At 40.8% G+C, this 17,221-nt stretch carries 17 protein-coding genes; 8 read left to right on the plus strand and 9 right to left on the minus strand.

Annotated features, from left to right (window positions below; all coding sequences use genetic code 11):
* Positions 1 to 477: 477 nt before the first annotated feature.
* From recR to C9J48_RS03305, 5 genes are all read right to left on the minus strand, one after another.
* Positions 478 to 1,080: a recombination mediator RecR gene (gene recR, locus C9J48_RS03285; protein ID WP_006231084.1), complete on the minus strand. Its 603-nt coding sequence runs from the start codon at positions 1,078 to 1,080 to the stop codon at positions 478 to 480.
* Positions 1,081 to 1,083: 3 nt separating this feature from the next.
* On the minus strand, positions 1,084 to 1,413 hold the full coding sequence (locus tag C9J48_RS03290; RefSeq protein WP_006231083.1) for a YbaB/EbfC family nucleoid-associated protein: 330 nt from the start codon (positions 1,411 to 1,413) through the stop codon (positions 1,084 to 1,086).
* A gap of 58 nt (positions 1,414 to 1,471) precedes the next feature.
* A complete protein-coding gene (gene dnaX / locus C9J48_RS03295; RefSeq protein ID WP_006231082.1) occupies positions 1,472 to 3,751 on the minus strand; it encodes a DNA polymerase III subunit gamma/tau in 2,280 nt (759 codons plus the stop codon).
* A 164-nt stretch (positions 3,752 to 3,915) separates the two neighbouring features.
* On the minus strand, positions 3,916 to 4,476 hold the full coding sequence (gene apt / locus C9J48_RS03300; RefSeq protein ID WP_006231081.1) for an adenine phosphoribosyltransferase: 561 nt from the start codon (positions 4,474 to 4,476) through the stop codon (positions 3,916 to 3,918).
* Between the two features lie 155 nt (positions 4,477 to 4,631).
* Positions 4,632 to 5,030, minus strand: a complete 399-nt coding sequence (locus tag C9J48_RS03305; protein WP_006231080.1) for a YbaN family protein — start codon at positions 5,028 to 5,030, stop codon at positions 4,632 to 4,634.
* Between the two features lie 580 nt (positions 5,031 to 5,610).
* On the opposite strand from C9J48_RS03305, the gene C9J48_RS03310 reads away from it, so the two are divergent.
* Complete coding sequence (locus C9J48_RS03310) at positions 5,611 to 5,973, plus strand: TraR/DksA C4-type zinc finger protein (RefSeq protein ID WP_006231078.1); 363 nt, start codon at positions 5,611 to 5,613, stop codon at positions 5,971 to 5,973.
* Positions 5,974 to 6,110: 137 nt separating this feature from the next.
* Here C9J48_RS03310 and C9J48_RS03315 read toward each other — a convergent pair whose 3' ends face one another.
* Positions 6,111 to 6,761, minus strand: a complete 651-nt coding sequence (locus C9J48_RS03315) for a YccT family protein (RefSeq protein ID WP_006231077.1) — start codon at positions 6,759 to 6,761, stop codon at positions 6,111 to 6,113.
* A 178-nt stretch (positions 6,762 to 6,939) separates the two neighbouring features.
* Positions 6,940 to 7,899, minus strand: a complete 960-nt coding sequence (locus tag C9J48_RS03320; protein WP_006231076.1) for a porin — start codon at positions 7,897 to 7,899, stop codon at positions 6,940 to 6,942.
* Positions 7,900 to 8,439: 540 nt separating this feature from the next.
* On the opposite strand from C9J48_RS03320, the gene dinG reads away from it, so the two are divergent.
* The 6 genes from dinG (at position 8,440) to C9J48_RS03350 (ending at position 14,576) form a co-directional block, all read left to right on the plus strand.
* On the plus strand, positions 8,440 to 10,518 hold the full coding sequence (dinG, locus tag C9J48_RS03325) for an ATP-dependent DNA helicase DinG (RefSeq protein WP_006231075.1): 2,079 nt from the start codon (positions 8,440 to 8,442) through the stop codon (positions 10,516 to 10,518).
* A gap of 55 nt (positions 10,519 to 10,573) precedes the next feature.
* Positions 10,574 to 11,347 (plus strand): sulfite exporter TauE/SafE family protein, encoded by a 774-nt coding sequence (locus tag C9J48_RS03330; RefSeq protein WP_006231074.1) that lies wholly within the window; start codon positions 10,574 to 10,576, stop codon positions 11,345 to 11,347.
* A 14-nt stretch (positions 11,348 to 11,361) separates the two neighbouring features.
* Positions 11,362 to 11,913, plus strand: coding sequence for a primosomal replication protein PriC (priC, locus tag C9J48_RS03335; protein WP_006231073.1), 552 nt, complete (start codon positions 11,362 to 11,364; stop codon positions 11,911 to 11,913).
* A gap of 3 nt (positions 11,914 to 11,916) precedes the next feature.
* The gene (locus tag C9J48_RS03340) at positions 11,917 to 12,831 is read left to right on the plus strand and encodes a histone deacetylase family protein (protein ID WP_006231072.1); all 915 of its coding nucleotides are present in this window, start codon (positions 11,917 to 11,919) and stop codon (positions 12,829 to 12,831) included.
* Positions 12,832 to 12,879: 48 nt separating this feature from the next.
* Positions 12,880 to 13,056 (plus strand): pleiotropic regulatory protein RsmS, encoded by a 177-nt coding sequence (gene rsmS / locus C9J48_RS03345; protein WP_006231071.1) that lies wholly within the window; start codon positions 12,880 to 12,882, stop codon positions 13,054 to 13,056.
* A 245-nt stretch (positions 13,057 to 13,301) separates the two neighbouring features.
* Entirely contained in the window at positions 13,302 to 14,576 is a 1,275-nt protein-coding gene (locus C9J48_RS03350) for a hypothetical protein (RefSeq protein ID WP_006231070.1), read from the plus strand.
* 92 nt (positions 14,577 to 14,668) lie between these two features.
* Here C9J48_RS03350 and C9J48_RS03355 read toward each other — a convergent pair whose 3' ends face one another.
* Both C9J48_RS03355 and dmeF read right to left on the minus strand, forming a co-directional pair.
* The gene (locus C9J48_RS03355; RefSeq protein ID WP_006231069.1) at positions 14,669 to 15,085 is read right to left on the minus strand and encodes a MarR family winged helix-turn-helix transcriptional regulator; all 417 of its coding nucleotides are present in this window, start codon (positions 15,083 to 15,085) and stop codon (positions 14,669 to 14,671) included.
* Between the two features lie 19 nt (positions 15,086 to 15,104).
* Positions 15,105 to 16,061, minus strand: coding sequence for a CDF family Co(II)/Ni(II) efflux transporter DmeF (gene dmeF / locus C9J48_RS03360; RefSeq protein ID WP_036803310.1), 957 nt, complete (start codon positions 16,059 to 16,061; stop codon positions 15,105 to 15,107).
* Between the two features lie 570 nt (positions 16,062 to 16,631).
* Here dmeF and C9J48_RS03370 point away from each other — a divergent pair.
* The gene (locus tag C9J48_RS03370; protein WP_006231067.1) at positions 16,632 to 17,087 is read left to right on the plus strand and encodes a hypothetical protein; all 456 of its coding nucleotides are present in this window, start codon (positions 16,632 to 16,634) and stop codon (positions 17,085 to 17,087) included.
* Positions 17,088 to 17,221 lie beyond the last annotated feature (134 nt).

A 17,221-nucleotide genomic window follows, 5' to 3' on the forward strand; every position in this document is an offset into this window, starting at 1 on the left:
TTATTAAAATATCGGTAATAGCCTGATGTCTTCATCCCTCGTCAATGTGCTGCCACACACTGTCGAATACTTGGGAACATCTTCCTTAGCTGTAAACTTCATTCCAATGATGGGAGACATTAAACAATAGATAACAACAACTTATAAAGAAAAACAGACTTAAACATTATTTATATAGTTATCATTAGAAATTAACCTGATATAAAAACTAAACAGAACTACAAAAAACTCAATAGCCTTAAAGGACGAACCTAAAGTGTTGATATTTATAACATTTGAAATTATGTTGATAATTACATAAATTGAGTAATGTGATGAGAGGGGAAATATCCAGATTAGAGAATAATAAACACTGATATTTTTTAAAGTGACAGCCAAAAGACAAAAAAATACCAATCACAGATTATCTCTATGATTGGCATCTATTACGAACTCTGTTCAATTCAATCGAAAGGTCCAATGTACAGTGCTAAGCAGTTAGTTCAGTTTCTGGCGACCCGCCAATGAATGAGAAAGGGTTGTTCCATCAACCAGTTCTAGTTCACCACCGACCGGTACACCATGTGCAATACGCGTTGCTGGTACACCATACTCATGGCAAAGCTCGGCAATATAATGCGCAGTTGCTTCACCCTCTACAGTAGGATTCGTCGCCAAAATCAATTCAGCTATCGTTTCTTTTTGTAGTCGGAACTCAAGGGTATCTAAACCGATATCTGAAGGGCCTATACCATCTAATGGTGATAAGTGACCCATCAATACAAAGTAACGGCCTGAGAACTGCCCTGTTGATTCAACCGCAACAATATCTGCAGGGCTTTCTACCACACAGATCTGACCATTTTCCTGACGACGAGGATTAGCACAAACAGCACAAATATCATCTTCAGTGAATGTACGACAATCACGGCAATGGCCAATATCAGTCATTGCACGACTTAATGCATCAGCAAGCTGTAAACCGCCTTGGCGATTTCGCTGCAACAAATTGAAGGCCATACGCTGAGCCGACTTGGGACCAACCCCAGGTAGACAACGTAAAGCCTCCATTAATTGTTCCAGTAAATGACTGGTTCGCATTGATTAAAATGGCATCTTAAAGCCAGCTGGTAAATTCATACCGCCAGTAACACCTGCCATTTTTTCTTTCTGCGTTTCTTCAACACGACGTGAAGCATCGTTAAATGCCGCAGCAATAAGATCTTCTAACATGTCTTTGTCGTCTTCCATTAAGCTATCATCTAGCTGAACACGACGAACACTGTGATTGCCCGTAATAGTCACTTTTACAAGGCCAGCACCAGACTCACCAGTAACTTCCATATTTGCGACTTCTTCTTGCATTTTCTGCATGCGCTCTTGCATTTGCTGCGCTTGCTTCATCATGTTACCCATACCACCTTTACCAAACATATTATCTCTCTCTATTGGTCTGGTTGAAATTCATTATGTTTTGTAGCAATTTACTACATTACAATGGCCTAATGCTGTCTTCATCCAGCACAGCTGCAAAGCGCTGGCGGATAAAAGTGACATTAGCATCACTCTCTAAACTTTCTTTTGCTCGACCCAACTTCTGCTGATAAAGCCCTTCTCGCCATTCTAGTGGCGTCTGACCTTTACCACTTAGCTCAATCTTTAAATCAATGTCTACACTCTGTAGCTCGCCAATTGCTTGCGCCAGCTGCTCTCGTGCTTTCGGGTTATCTAGATGACTCTGCGATTGGCGTAAATACAAAGTAACCTGATTATTATCTTGCTCAAACGCTGAATTTAACGCCAGCTGTTGAACTAACCGTCCTACATTTAGCTTAGTCACTAAATCGGACCAACTATCCTGATTTGCCGCTTCTTTGACAAGTAATTTCGCCATTTCAGGTGTTTTTTCATGCTCTAACGCTTGCTTTAATTTACGCGGAGCAACCTCAAGCTTGGTATCTTCTTCAGGTACTACCTGCTGCAGCGGTTTCCACTGATACTCATCTTTTTTCTCTGGCACATTCGCTTGAGTACCATTTGCTTGAGTCGCTATCATCGACGCCGGCATCGCACTATTAGTGGCAGTGTTTCCTGTGGTAGGAACACGCATCCCCGCATGCTTGTTGGCAATACGGTCTAACACATTCGTTGCGACTTTTTTAGCTGGCGCCGGTTCACCCTTTTTTACAGGGTGCTCTTCATTACCACGTTTTGACTGGCTTCGTAACTTGTTACGCGCAGCCAGTAAGCCAGAAGCTGCTGAACGTGGTTGTGCTGGCGGTATATTTTGTGATGCAGCAGACTGTTCTGAATGAGGAGTTTGCTGTTGGTACTGTGCAGGTGGCGGCGTTGGCTCTTGTCGAGAAGGAGCCTGTGACGTCGGCACTTGCTGCTGATATTGCTGATGCTGCTCAGCCGGTACTGTACCCGCTGATTCCTGAATAGAACTTGGACTAGCCGCTAAATGTTGGTCACCATGTTGCGAAGTAACGGCTTGTGGAACGGCAGCGTGTGGTGCAGTAACTTGAGGAATAGCGGCTTGTGGCTGCGATCCCATCTGTGCTTTTAATGCTTGAACACGCTGCATACCTTGTTGAGGCGCATTAGGTGCTCTTCCAGACGGCATCGTTTGTGCAGCAGGCTCACTTGCCGGTACATTAATTGATTGAGGTGTAATCCCACTACCCGATACTGGTCTGAACGCCAACATGCGCAACAACACCATCTCAAGCCCTATACGACCATCAGGTGCAAACGCTAAATCTTGACGGCCTTGCAATGCAATTTGATAACACAGCTGAACATCTTGCGGGGTCATTGCTGAACTAAGCGTAATAATACGGTCTGCATCGGGGGCACTCATATCTAATGCAGCCGGTAATGCCTGATGCATGGCAACACGGTGTAATTGTGCAGATAATTCACGCAGTAAACTGTCCCATTCCACACCAACACTCGCGAGTTCTTCAAGCCCACCCATCGCTGTATTCGCTTGACCACCAGAAACAGCCTCTAACAAAAATAATGCTTGATCTGTATTTAACGTACCCAACATCATTGAAACCGAATCAGCATGAACCTGACCATTACCCAGCGCTATCGCTTGGTCAGTCAAACTTAATGCATCACGCATACTACCTTCAGCAGCACGTGATAACAGGCTCAATGCTTTTGGTTCAAAATCAACGTTTTCTTGAGTTAATACGTTTGATAACTGGCTTTGAATCTGATTATTATCTAAATGCTTTAGATGAAACTGCAAACAACGAGATAAAATCGTCACTGGCAATTTTTGAGGATCAGTAGTTGCAAGAATGAATTTAACGTATTCCGGTGGCTCTTCTAGCGTCTTTAATAAGGCGTTGAAACTATGACGAGATAGCATATGCACTTCATCAATTAAGTACACCTTAAAACGGCCACGAGCAGGCTTATACTGAACGTTATCAAGTAACTCACGCGTATCTTCTACTTTCGTTCTTGATGCCGCATCGATCTCTAATAGATCAACAAAACGTCCCTCATCAATTTCTTTACAGGTACCACATTGCCCGCAGGGTGTTGCTGTAACACCTTGTTCGCAATTAAGCCCTTTGGCAAAAATTCGGGCGATAGTGGTTTTGCCCACACCTCGAGTGCCACTAAATAAATATGCGTGGTGAAGACGGTTATGCGCGAGAGCGTTAGACAGCGCAGTCAATACATGTGACTGCCCTACTACATCACTAAATTGATGCGGTCGCCATTTCCGTGCCAGAACCTGATAACTCATGTCGTATAGCCCTACAAAATCAAGAATTCAATGCTAGCACAGAGAGGGTATTTGAGCGAGAGGGCGCAATGATGAGCGCCCAATCATTAGCCAGATTTAGACAATTCTGGCTAGAGGGAATAATTAACTATCGTAATCACTGTGTTTAATGATCCAAACAACCATTAATGGCCGTCGAAATCACAAATACTAAATACATTTAGGCCAATAGTTTTTAAACGCTCTTCGCCACCAATGTCTGGTAAATTAATTACGAACGCAGCATCTTCAACCACACCACCTAAACGGCGTGCTAGCTTCGTTGTCGCTTCAATTGTACCGCCAGTTGCCAGAAGATCATCAACAAGCAGAACCTTGTCTCCTTCTACAATTGCATCGACATGAATTTCAAGTATGTCTTTACCGTATTCCAATTCATAGCTTTCAGAAATGACTTCACGCGGTAATTTACCCGGCTTACGCACAGGTACAAAGCCCACGCCTAATTCTAATGCTAAAGGGGCACCAAACAGAAAACCACGCGCTTCAGTACCAATAACCTTGGTGATCCCTTTATTGCTGTAACGCTCAATCAATACCTGCATAGTGGCACGATAAGCTTCAGGATCTTCCATCAGGCTTGTTACATCACGAAATAAGATACCAGGCTTAGGGTAATCAGAAATCGATTTAATACTGTTTCTAATCAACGTTAGTTGTTCGTTATTTACTGTTTCTTTAGTCATAGTAGTTTTCCACGCACCCAATACACTCTACGAGTTGAATGCTAAAAGCGAAGTAAATGCCAGCGTTGGCAGGCTTAAACAAAAATACCAAACTGAATGATTATCTGCTTAATCAAAGAGAATGGTTCAGTTTGGTATTCTTACAGCCGGCAATTTTATTGCTTTTCTTGAGTTGTAGCAACCGACTCCATTACAGGCAATCGATTAAACCAAATAAGGAGTGTCGCAGCGATCACAATCAGCATCATTTTATGCCAAAGAAGTGGAACAATATAAATTGAAAAAGCAAAGCTAAGCACTATCGAAATATTCGCACGACGTTTTACAACAGCAGATACAGCACGATGCTGATGCCAATTATTCAAGATAGGACCAAAATGAGGGTGCTGATGTAGCCAGCGACTTAAACGCGGCGAACCTCGCATAAAACAGGCACTCGCTAACAATAGAAATGGCGTAGTGGGTAATAAAGGCAGAAAGATACCGATAACACCGAGTACAACACAAATCCAACCTATCGTTATCAGCAATGTCCGTTTAATCAAATCCCTCATTATCTACTCCAGAGTACGACATTTTTGATTCTATACCCAAGTTACCTCAGGGTGCTCGTTTCAGCGAGAATTTATTGGGTTGTAGGCAAGTAACAAAAACGCAGCCTAAAATTATTCGATAATAAGACGAGATAAAAGAGACAAAATATCGGTTATAAGGGCGTGATAACCATTTGTACAACACGCAACAACGAGATGCATAGTTCTTAACTCTTGTACAAATGGCTGGCACAATATTAGCGCGTAAACATACCGATTAATGTTAAACTTGCTGGTAGAGTTGGAATTAATAATACTGCTAAAAAACCAACAAAATAGGTGAAATTGTATGGGTCTTTAAAATCCTGTTCCATTTTATACTTCCTTCTTCGACTATTTTTAGCGACTGATAAAATTTCGATTCGAAGCTTCTTTGAACTTCATTTATTGTTTGGCTACTATAGCGAATAAAGAAAGTGACAAAAACCGAAGGAAAATGAGGGTATTCGAGCAAAGAGTCATAAAGGTTTGATTCAAATCACAATCAAAGAATAAAAGCGATCTAGACTGAATTCACCACCACTAAAAAAATAAAGCAGCTATGACAACGTCAGACATTATTTACCAAGAACTGCAAAGTAACCTAGAACAAGAGCATCTGATGCTCTCAAAAGACCTCAAACACGAAATGCAGCTCAATACATTAGTACCATCAGCATTAACTATTGAAAATGCCGATCTTAATAACCTGATCATGATGGCAAAATCCTCTTTTATTCCTAACTTGTTTGATTTGGCTATTCGAATGGAAAAAGTGGATGCTGCGGTATACTCAATAAAGTTAGGCATGTATGGCTTGTGCGTCGATTGCGAAGAAGAAATTGATGAATCAGAGCTAAAAGCCGATCCTGCACAACCGCGCTGCCATGCTTGTCGTGATCATAGTCGTTATCATCATGACTAGGCATTCCATAGCCAGTCCCTCGCTAAACAAGAAAAGGGCAACGAATCATTTTAGATTCCTCGCCCTTGCCTTGTTAGCAGTTTAAAAGCAAAGTACGTATAAAGGACTCGTACTCCTGCCCCTATTAACCATTACAGTTAGTTAAAGTCATGCTCTGCAGCCCAGATCTTAAATGCTTTCTTCTCTTTGGCTGATGCCTTGGTATACCACATTTTAAGCTGAGTTAAAGAATCGCCCGTAATCTCTATTTTTCCTGCCTCATCGACCTTCACTGCAACTTGCTCTAAATCAACCGCATAACCTTGCTCAAATACAATGCCATGTTTGCTGTTGTACTTAGCAACTAGCTCTTCCATATTACTGTAAGAACCAAAACCATCACCTTGCAGTTCTACCGTTTTAAGCACCTCTTTTGAGCCATCGGTATATTCCAGAGCCCAATCAGCACCACGATCAAAATAAGCCGTAGTCTGTGAAAGTGTCGTTAATGTGGGCAATACAATAGTGGCATCTTTATCTGCGACATTCACATCAAACAAATAAGGGCGTGTGGTATAAATGGTATTTTTTGATCCATTTTTCACTTCACCATCAAAGCGAATAACGACTTGGTGTTTACCATCGGCCAGTTCCACACTTTCAGTGGGTGACCAAAAAGACGATTCCACCTTCTTACCATCAACCACTAACAACTCAATATTCTTACTGGTCGACAGGGTTGCAGCTTGCGCCCCAGCAGTCGTAAACACCATGATTGCCAACGATGTTAAAAGCACACATTTTTTCATGTTAAATCCTTTCGTAAAACGGCAAATAATATACCCATTCATTTTGCCACTACTCTGTAACAACACTCTTCATAACATTAGAGAGTAAATCACGAGAAACAAAATGAATGTGGTCTAGATAGCAGAAAACCGCCAAGAAGGCGGTTTTCTTAAGAAGTTTTCTTCGATTGAATCAATCTTAGAAAGTTACTTCCATACCAGCTACGTAACCGAACTCAGAATCTTTTTCATCTGAAGTACCGATTTCGCCGTATACTTTAACGTTGCTGTGAAGCTGCTGAGTAACGTTCGCGTAGAATACGTTTACGTCTTCATCTTCAGGTGCCCAGTATGTGTAACCTAGAGCAAAAGTAGTTTTGTCCATAGTGTATGAACCAGCTAGAGCTGCTGTATCTGCATCAACTTTCTGCGATGTATCTGAAGCTAGCTCGTAGTCAACCTGACCGAAAGAAGCAGAGAATGCAAATGCATCCATTACATATTCAGCTTCAAGGTTGTAACCGTCAATATTAACGTTAACCGCTGAGCCACCAAATACATCGAACTTGTCAGTGCTTACGTCATCACCAGAGTATAGGTAAACACGTGCATCGAAGTTACCGAAACGCGCACCTAAACGACCTTCATAAACAGTTGCTTCGTCTGCATTACCTGCTGGGTTCGTTTCAGTTAGAAGTGCACCAGCACCGCCATAGAACTGACCATTGTCGAATACGTACTTAATAACTTGATCGCCGTTCGCCTGAACGAAATCAATACCGTCACCACCTAGCTCGTAATCTTTACCAATGCCTGAATCATCAACAAGTAAGTATTGACGACCAATAGTCAGTGTACCGAAATCACCACCAAGACCAACCCACAATTCGTCGTTAGTAACGTCGCCAGATTCCATTTCGAATGCAATACCTGCAACAGCATTCATTTTATCAGAAACTGCAATTGTTGTATTAATTGCTAGGTCACCATCATCCAAACGGATTTTAGCATCGCTATCTGCTGCATAACCTTGGAAGTACTGAACTTCAGCCGCACCAGACATATCGACTTTAACGCCGTCTGCATCATATAGGTTGATGCCTGCATTTGCTGAACCAGCTGCAGTTAGAACTGCTAGTGCTACAAGAGTCTTTTTCATGATAATCCACTGCCTTTTATTATTTAGAGTGAAATTCCTTTTTAAAGAATTCCTTTTCTTATATTCCCTCGGCTAACTCTCTGTTTGAAATGTAAACAGAAAAAGTAAACCAAGAGCGAGTAACTTGTTGAGCTCATCCTGACAGAGTTTCATTCTGCGTGTCAAATACTCTAAAACCAAAAACAAAAAAACATAAAAGCCACTTTAAAACAAACACATACCCATAAAAAAGACTACATAGCGACCACTAATTCCACTAAAACCAACCAGATCAACCTAATTTCTAAACTGTAACAAACAGGATAAAACACTAAAATAATGATTATTACGCACCAAAACCAGACCTTTAATATTATAAAACATCGGTTTTTATAGTTTTTTTATTCTGCCTTGGTATATTTAGATAACTGTTTTATAAGGTTCAATCTAATTTCGTGATATCCGTCTCACTTTATTTATAAAATATACAGAAATTAGTCTCCGCTCACATTTAGAGCTTCGTGCTATAATGCACTCCCTTACCATTATGAAGTTTCAGAGATGTTACACAGTCAGATTAAAAGTGATATCAAACAATGCTATGAGAATCTGGGAAACCAGCTGGATAATTTTATCCCTCGTCGTGCACAGAACTACCTTGTAGCTGAAATTGCTAAAACACTGGCTGGTGAATATCATCAGAAGCACCGAATGTTGGTGGGTGAAGCAGGTACAGGTATTGGTAAGTCACTCGCTTACTTACTTGGAGGGATCCCCTTTGCACTTTTCAATAATAAGAAGTTACTGATTTCGACCGCAACAGTGGCATTACAAGAACAATTAATTAACAAAGATTTGCCATTATTTAATCGTATTTACCCAAAAGAATTCAGCTTCATTCTGGCTAAGGGGCGTCAGCGCTATTGCTGCACCCACAAATTAGAAGCCTGTTGCGCCACAGATAACGACCAACAAGTGGCATTATGGGAAGAAAAACCTAAAAAGTCGGATTTAGATCTTTTAAGAAGAATGCTTAAAGCCACTCAAGACGGTAAGTGGGATGGTGACCGCGACAGTTGGCCGACAACCATTCCAGATCGCGTCTGGCCACAAATAATGGCCGATAAACACAGCTGCCATGCCGGTTTGCCCAAACACCGTAGTTGTCCATTTGCGAAAGCGAGAGAACACTTAGACAAAGCCGATGTCATTATTGCTAACCATGCTTTGCTAATGGCTGATATTGAATTAGGTGGTGGGGTAATTTTACCCGAACCAGAGCAAACCATTTATGTGATTGATGAAGCGCACCACTTACCGAAGGTCGCGAGAGACTTCTCGTCAGCGGCATCCAGCTTAAAAGGTGCGGCTACTTGGCTAGAAAAGTTAAACCAGACCATTGGAAAACTGGCAGAGTTGGCTGATTATAAAAAAGCCGCCCGCTTCCAAGATGCTATTTTAGAAAATATTCAACACCTTATTCCGACATTGCGACAAGTAGCCAATAATGTTGATGCCGGTATGTTCAGTAAAGATGGTATCTACCGTTTTGAACACGGTGAATTACCAGCATGGTTAGAACAAGAAGCAAAAGGCTGCAAAGATGCCAGTAAAAAAGCCTTGCAATCATTAGGTAAAATACACGACTTAATTTCTGAGCGCTTGAAAGACAACGAAATACAACAACGCTTAGGTGAACAAGCCCTTGCTGAATCAGGTGTTTACCTACAACGTTTAGAAAATTTAGAAAAAGTATGGGCATTGATGGCACAGCCCAAAAAAGATAAAGGTGCCCCACTTGCACGCTGGATAGAAAAAAACCCAGATAACGAAGGAGACTATATTATTCAGGTTTCACCACTTGAAGTTGGTTACCGGTTAGATCAGTTATTATGGAGCCGTGCAGCTGGTGCCATTTTGGTCTCAGCAACGCTGCGTGCTTTAAACCAATTTACTTACTTTTGTCGTCAGGTGGGTATCTATGAAATGGACAGCACGCGATTTTTAGCCCTTGCTTCACCGTTTGATTATCAAAATAACGCTCGCTTAGTTATTCCAGCCTTATCCCTTGAACCTCAAGCAGATAAATTTACCGATCTATTAATCAAAACATTGCCAGAATATTTAGAAGGTGAAACGGCCAGTCTCGTGCTCTTTTCATCATACTGGCAGATGAATAAAGTTGCTGATGAATTACGCCCACTCGCCAAGAAAAACAAATGGGGATTATTGGTACAAGGTGAAGAATCACGCCACATAACTCTAAAAAAACATAAAGAAAACTGTAAAAACGGTAAGCCAAGCATTTTATTTGGCACTGGAAGCTTCTCGGAAGGTCTTGATTTGCCGGGGAATTTATTAAAAAACTTGATAATTACAAAAATCCCATTCGGTGTACCGACCTCACCAGTAGAAGAAGCCCATGCGGAATACATCGAAAGCTGTGGTGGTAATCCATTTATGCAAATTTCAGTGCCAGAAGCCAGTAAAAAGCTGATTCAATCTGTGGGTAGATTACTGCGTAAAGAAGAAGACACAGGTCGAGTCGTACTGCTTGATCGAAGAATAATAAACCGTCGTTACGGTAAAGCCTTATTGGATTCACTACCACCATTTAAACGCGTAATAGAGTACACTTAATGCGATCAACTCAGATTATTAAGCTGACAAATACATTGAATAAGATTAATTAGAAATGTTAGATATGATTGAGCCGAGTATGATGGTCATGCTCGGCCTTATTGCTTTTTCTGCTGGATTTATAGATGCAGTTGCTGGTGGTGGAGGAATGCTAACAGTACCCGCGCTTCTATCACTCGGATTACCTCCTCATATTGCGTTAGGTACCAATAAGTTGGCCGCCACTTTCGCATCGTCTACTGCGGCATGGACTTACTATCGTAAACAATTATTCTCTCCTCTTTTTTGGCGCGCTTCGTTTATAGCGACATTCATTGGCGCTATTTTGGGCACCTTAGTCGTGAATATCATTAGCACAAGTTGGTTAGAGAAAGGGCTACCTCTCGTTATCTTAGCTATTGCCGTATACACTATTTGGCACCCACACCCAAAAGGAGATAGCAGCAAGCTACCAGAGCCAAGTAAAGCGCTAATGAAAAAACAATGGTTTCAAGGTGGTTCGCTCGGTTTCTACGATGGTTTAGTCGGACCTGGTACAGGAGCATTCTGGACAGTATCAAGCATGGCAATGTATCAGCTCGATATTTTGCGCGCTTCAGGCTTAGCAAAAGCCATGAACTTCACCAGCAATATTACCTCTTTAATCACCTTCGCTATCTTAGGGCAAATTAATTATGCTTTAGGTTTAACAATGGGTGCCTGTATTATGTTAGGGGCATTTCTCGGGGCGCATTCAGCCATTCGTTTTGGTGCTAAATTTATTCGCCCAGTATTTATCACTGTGGTGGTTATTCTTGCTGGTAAACTTGCTTGGCAAGCTTGGTTTTAATTAAGGTATTTTTTATGTCTGATCTTTCACGTTTAGAAGCTATCGTAGACCAGCTCCTTCACGAAGCGATACAGATTGATCACCAACGAAAAGAAGCAAAATACCCTTTGTTTGATGAGCAGCTGTTTCATTGTCGCAGTAAATTACTCACGCCTTGCGTGAAAGAGATTCAGCATGAAATCTCGGCTTTACGCCAAGAACGTCAAGCAGGAAAATTACTTGCATCACGTACTCAATACATCTGCGAAAGTGTTGTCGCTCAGATTCAAGCAGTGCAGCGCGAAATTGCCACACAAAATATTCGTAAAAACGAGCCGAGAAAAAAAGCAGGCTGGCGTAAACCCATTAATGAATTACGCCAAGATCTGGCCAAACACAAAGAGTGGGAAAGCCGATTAGCGGCCATGGTTCGCGATAAAGAAATGCAACTTAATCGTTGTGGTACTTACGCAGAGCAGCAAAGCATGCAAAAAGAAGTATTAGCGCTTGAAGGTCGCTTAACTCGATGCCGTTCATCATTAGCCAATATTGAAAAGAGTATTAGCCAAAGTGAACGAGGCCGTTAATTGATGTTGCCTCTTGTCTACCACCCTATATATTCTCAGCTGGATTTACCGCCAGCGCATCGTTACCCTATCAGTAAATATCGTCGTTTATACCAATATCTAAATGATTCACTGCCTATAGATAAACAAACGTCAGTTAAATTTCATCAGCCAAACACACTAACATCAGATAACATAAAACGTTTACACAATAGCGATTACGTTGACGCGCTTATCAACAATACTTTACCCGCAGCAAAAATGCGTCGAATTGGTTTTCCCTGGAGCCAGCAGCTCATCGACCGTACGCTTATGTCTACCGCAGGCACGCAGCTTACGGTTGAGCTTGCTCATCAGCATGGTATCGCCATACATTTGAGTGGGGGCTACCATCATGCTCATCATGATTTCGGCAGCGGGTTTTGTTTATTTAATGATTTAGCCCTAGCAGCTCATCATGCACTCACCCTTAATGGTGTCGATAAAGTCATGATTGTCGATTGTGATGTACACCATGGCGATGGCACCGCAACGTTACTGGCGAAACACGATGACATTATTACCTTTTCGGTGCATTGCGATAAAAATTTTCCAGCCCGAAAGCCCGACTCAGATATCGACCTAGCACTACCAAAAAACACCTCAAGTAAAGACTACCTTGATACGTTCAAAGCCATTTATACACTTGCGCTGGCACAACATCAGCCGGATTTAGTGCTTTATGATGCGGGAGTCGATATTCATAAAGATGATGAACTCGGCTATTTTGCTGTTTGCCAAGAGGGCCTATATCAGCGTGACCACTTTGTCTTCAGTACATGTGAACAGGAAAATATTCCTGTCGCAGCTGTGATTGGTGGAGGCTATCGAGAAGATCACCAAACACTGGTGGAACTACATGCACAACTAATTCATGCCGCTCTCGATATTTATAAATAACACCATTGCTGTATGATCAATTATCAACATTCAACTCAGAGCTCTATTATGTCAAAAGATATTAGAACCAAAGATAAGACTCCTTCACCTCTTTCTGATGCACCAGAAGAGATCAAGCTTGCTGTTGATCTAATCTATTTGTTAGAAAGCAACGAGATAAAACCAGAAATTGCACTTGCTGCACTTGAAATCATCAAAAAAGATCTAGAATCAAAAATACAATAATTGTCGATTTATCCCCTCATGCCCAAGAGTATCCTGAAACAATGGAGTCATTATATTGACTCTTTCTTGGCAAGGTAATGGCCATCTTTTAAAATCTCCTCTTTAGCATTATATATATATTTTCATTTCCGCCTAAATTTAAAAGCCTTATAATAAATAACTTATGCCACCATAATATAAAATAAAAATAATTTATTGGTGGTCGTTTTTTATTTCTAACATACTTCGTTATATAAGGTTTATTTATGAAAAAGGAATTTCGTATTGCAGTTATTGCAGCTGTAATCACGTTATCAGGTTGTGCATCAGATTTAGATACTACAGCAAATGTGGATCCGCAGACCAATCAAGAACAACTACAAGATAAAATTAATGCATTTAAAACAGAGATTAATGACGCAGAGATCGCATTAAAGGCAGCGGAAGCTAAAAATCTGACATGGTTTGCTACTCGTCAAATTACTGACGCAAAAGCCGCATTAAAAGAAGCCAAAGAATATTTTTTAGAGTATAAATCTGACTCTTCAAAAATGAATAATAGTATTGGGCTTTTTACCTCGACAACATACCTTCAAGCAACAACAGAATCATTAGATACGTTTACAGATAATTTAAATAAAGCAAAATCAATATATGTTGAAACAGTGACTGTATTAGAAGATGCATTGAACTACCGAAAACAACTTGAAAAAATTGATGCTAAAAAACATTATCCTAAAACAGCACAGCAGCTAGAACGTCAACTTAAAACATTGGTTGATTACGTGGCTAACGATAATAAAGATCGGGCGATTAAATCCCAACCTGAACTTGTTCGAAAACAGCATAATCTAGAAGTAAGAACAATCACAAAAATCTATTTAGCTGATAACCAAAAAGAACTTCAACGCCAGAAGAAGGCAGGTGTCGCACAGCACGCGCCAAAAACATTACTACATGCTGAAGCCAAACTAAAAGCGTCAGAAACATTTATTGCAACAGAACCCCGTGCTATTTCTTCCATTACACAGAAAGCAGAAGAAACCCGTTTTGAACTTGCTCACTCACAGCTAATAGCAACCGCCGTACAAAATCTAAAAGCCATGCCAGATAAAGATTATGAACGCCATATCCTAAGTTATGAGCATATCTTAACTGATATTAGTGCCGCTCTAGATTCAGGTGATGTACGTGATCAACCTGTTCTTCAACAAGGAAAACACGTTATTGCCTACATCAAAGCTAACCAAGAAAGTCAAAATGACCTTATTGCTGCTTTAAAGTCACAATTAGCTGAAGCTGTAATGGTTCAAGAAGCAACAATGCTAGCCTCAACTAAAGCAGAAGAAGTAAAAACAGCAGCTGTAATTGAAGCGCCTGCAACTGAAATAGTTGAAGCCGAAGCCATCGCAGAAACACCTGCAACTGAAACGGTTAAAGCCGAAGCCATCGCAGAGTCACCTGCAACTGAAACGGTTGAAGCCAAAGCCATCGCAGAGCCACCTGCAACTGAAATTGTTAAAGACAAAACAGCTGCATAGCTCGAATTAAAATATTTGATTTACTGCGAATAACAATAAAGGAGAGGGATTACCTCTCCTTTATATTTTTCAACATTCTGTACCAAGATTCCTTAGAACTCTTGGTTCATTTTTGTCAGATACATCAATAAATTTTTTCGCTCAACATCATCTAACTGAGCGGTAATATCTTGAGTTAACGATAAATGCAAATGATCGTGCTCTTGATACATCTCTACCCCTTTCTCGGTTAAATCAACGAGAATAGAACGGCGATCTGACTCATGCGGGCGGCGTTGTATTAATTCAGCCTGCACCATTTTATCGACTTGAACAGTTAACGTTCCTGTTGTCACACCAATTTTATCTGCTAGCTCTTTCATTCGCATTGCGCCATGAGCCCCCAGAATTTCAACAATATGCACCTGCGGTAAAGAAAAGCCTTTCCCGCGTACAACAGATTGCTCCCAAGAGGACAGCTTCTCGTAAAATTCAATGATCGTGTGATTTAACTGTTCAATATCTTTCATTCAATATCCGCAGCCGAAGCTAAGCACTTCGACACTCATTAACTTCAATGGTCAGGTGGCTAATCTTAGCGAAATTTACCAGTAATTGCTTGTATTCCTCAACCAATTTAGGCTTTGTGCTCACAACCGAAATCATTGCAGCATAATGATCGGCGCTGACTTTCCAAATATGAATATCACTGACTCGATCATCATTATCAGCCTCTAATTGACTGATGATTTTCTGGCGATATTCCTCATCAATACTTTGATCTAATAATATAGGTCCGGTCTGTTTCATTAGACCATAAGCCCAACGGGTAATAATAACCGCACCAACGATACCCATAAATGCATCAAGCCAGTTCCAGCCCAAATACTTACCAAAAATAAGCGCTACAATAGCCAATAATGATGTAAGTGCATCTGCCATTACGTGAAAATAAGCTGCTTTTAAGTTGTGATCATGATGATGCTCGCCTTGGTGATCAGTGGCATGCCCGTGATCGTGATGTGAATGATCATGGTGGTGATCATCTTTCAGCAAAAATACACTCACAATATTAATGATTAAACCTAATACCGCGACCGCAATAGCTTCATTAAATTGAATCGCCTCTGGAGACCATAAACGCTGTAATGATTCAACCAGCATGACTAATGCCACCAGCCCTAAAGCTACCGCACTGGTAAAGCCACCGAGTACACTCACCTTACCAGTACCAAAAGAAAAGCCGTCACTATTCGCATGTTTACGGGCGTAACGATAAGCAAAAATAGTGATCATGAATGCCGCTGCATGTGTGCCCATATGCCAACCATCTGCAAGTAACGCCATAGAACCAAATACGGTACCTGCAACAATTTCTGCCACCATCATCACTAGTGTTAGGCATAACACATAATAAGTTCGCCTCTCTCCGCTATGATTTAACGAGACAAAATCATGTCTATGTTTCCATGCTGCTAATGATTGTGTGTTCACCGACTTCTCCATATCCACTTCGTTTAAACGTTCTATCTTGAAATCATATAATGCGACAAAACAAATGATTTGATAGATATATAGTTTGATAATCAAAGTATTCTGACATCATATTGTTTGACTATCAAAGTATATTTTTAAACAAAACCCATTACGATACGCCTTAACCCTAGGGGAACCTCAAGCACAAGACCTCGTTTTTATTGCTCGTGTAATAAAAATAAAAAGTGATGAATGACAAATACAATCATTAGGCGTACCTATACCCAAATCACTATTCCCCTAGTAATAACGATCACTAAGATTAAGGAAATGAAAATGGGATGTTGCAATCAACCACCGAATGGCGGTTCAAATAATATAGGATTACTCTTGAAAGTTGTTGCTGTACTGTTTACTGTCATTATGCTGTTGGCTTTTTTGTTCAATTAATTCGCAAAAATGAGCCACAAATAAATACTACGCTTACTATACTTCAATCACTTGACCTTACCCTTAGGGAAAGGTTTAAGCTTCGACTATCTCATTATGTAGCCATACTTGTGGCTTAATTAATCATGACTTAGGTAATAGCACTAAAACATGAATGTTAAATACTGTTCAGACAATTTGTTTGCTGTCGTACTGGTTGTAATCATTAGTTTGATTGCAAAGCCAGTAATGGGCATGTCTGTCAGTATGGAGCCAATGAGTAATACCCTTTCATCAATATCGATAAACACGTCGAAAGCAAAAGTTCCAACCTCGAAGACGGCGATGAACATGCCTATGGGCTGTCACGGTATGATGGGAGAAAACCAAACAACGACCAGCACGACAGCAGTACAAACATCAATGAATATGATGAATTGTGCCTCTCACTCTGGGCAAATGAGTGACTCTTGCTGCGACATGACGCAATGTAATGTGGTGTCTGGTTGGATTCCGACTAATCTCGCTTTCACTACGCATCTTCTTCGTAACAACCCTACTCCATCAATACTAAACCTCAACCCGATAGCGCGAACAGAAACCCTGTTCCGCCCACCGATAGCATAGCTCCCACTGTAAACACACTGCTGGCTATAAAACTGCATCTAGAATATTTAACACCTTTCTCTATGTCGCTACGCAGTAATTAAACCCTTTAAATAGTGAAAGTCATTTAAAGGAGCAGTAATACCATTCGATAT

Source organism: Photobacterium profundum, from assembly GCF_003026285.1.
In the GTDB taxonomy this organism is placed as follows: domain Bacteria; phylum Pseudomonadota; class Gammaproteobacteria; order Enterobacterales; family Vibrionaceae; genus Photobacterium; species Photobacterium profundum.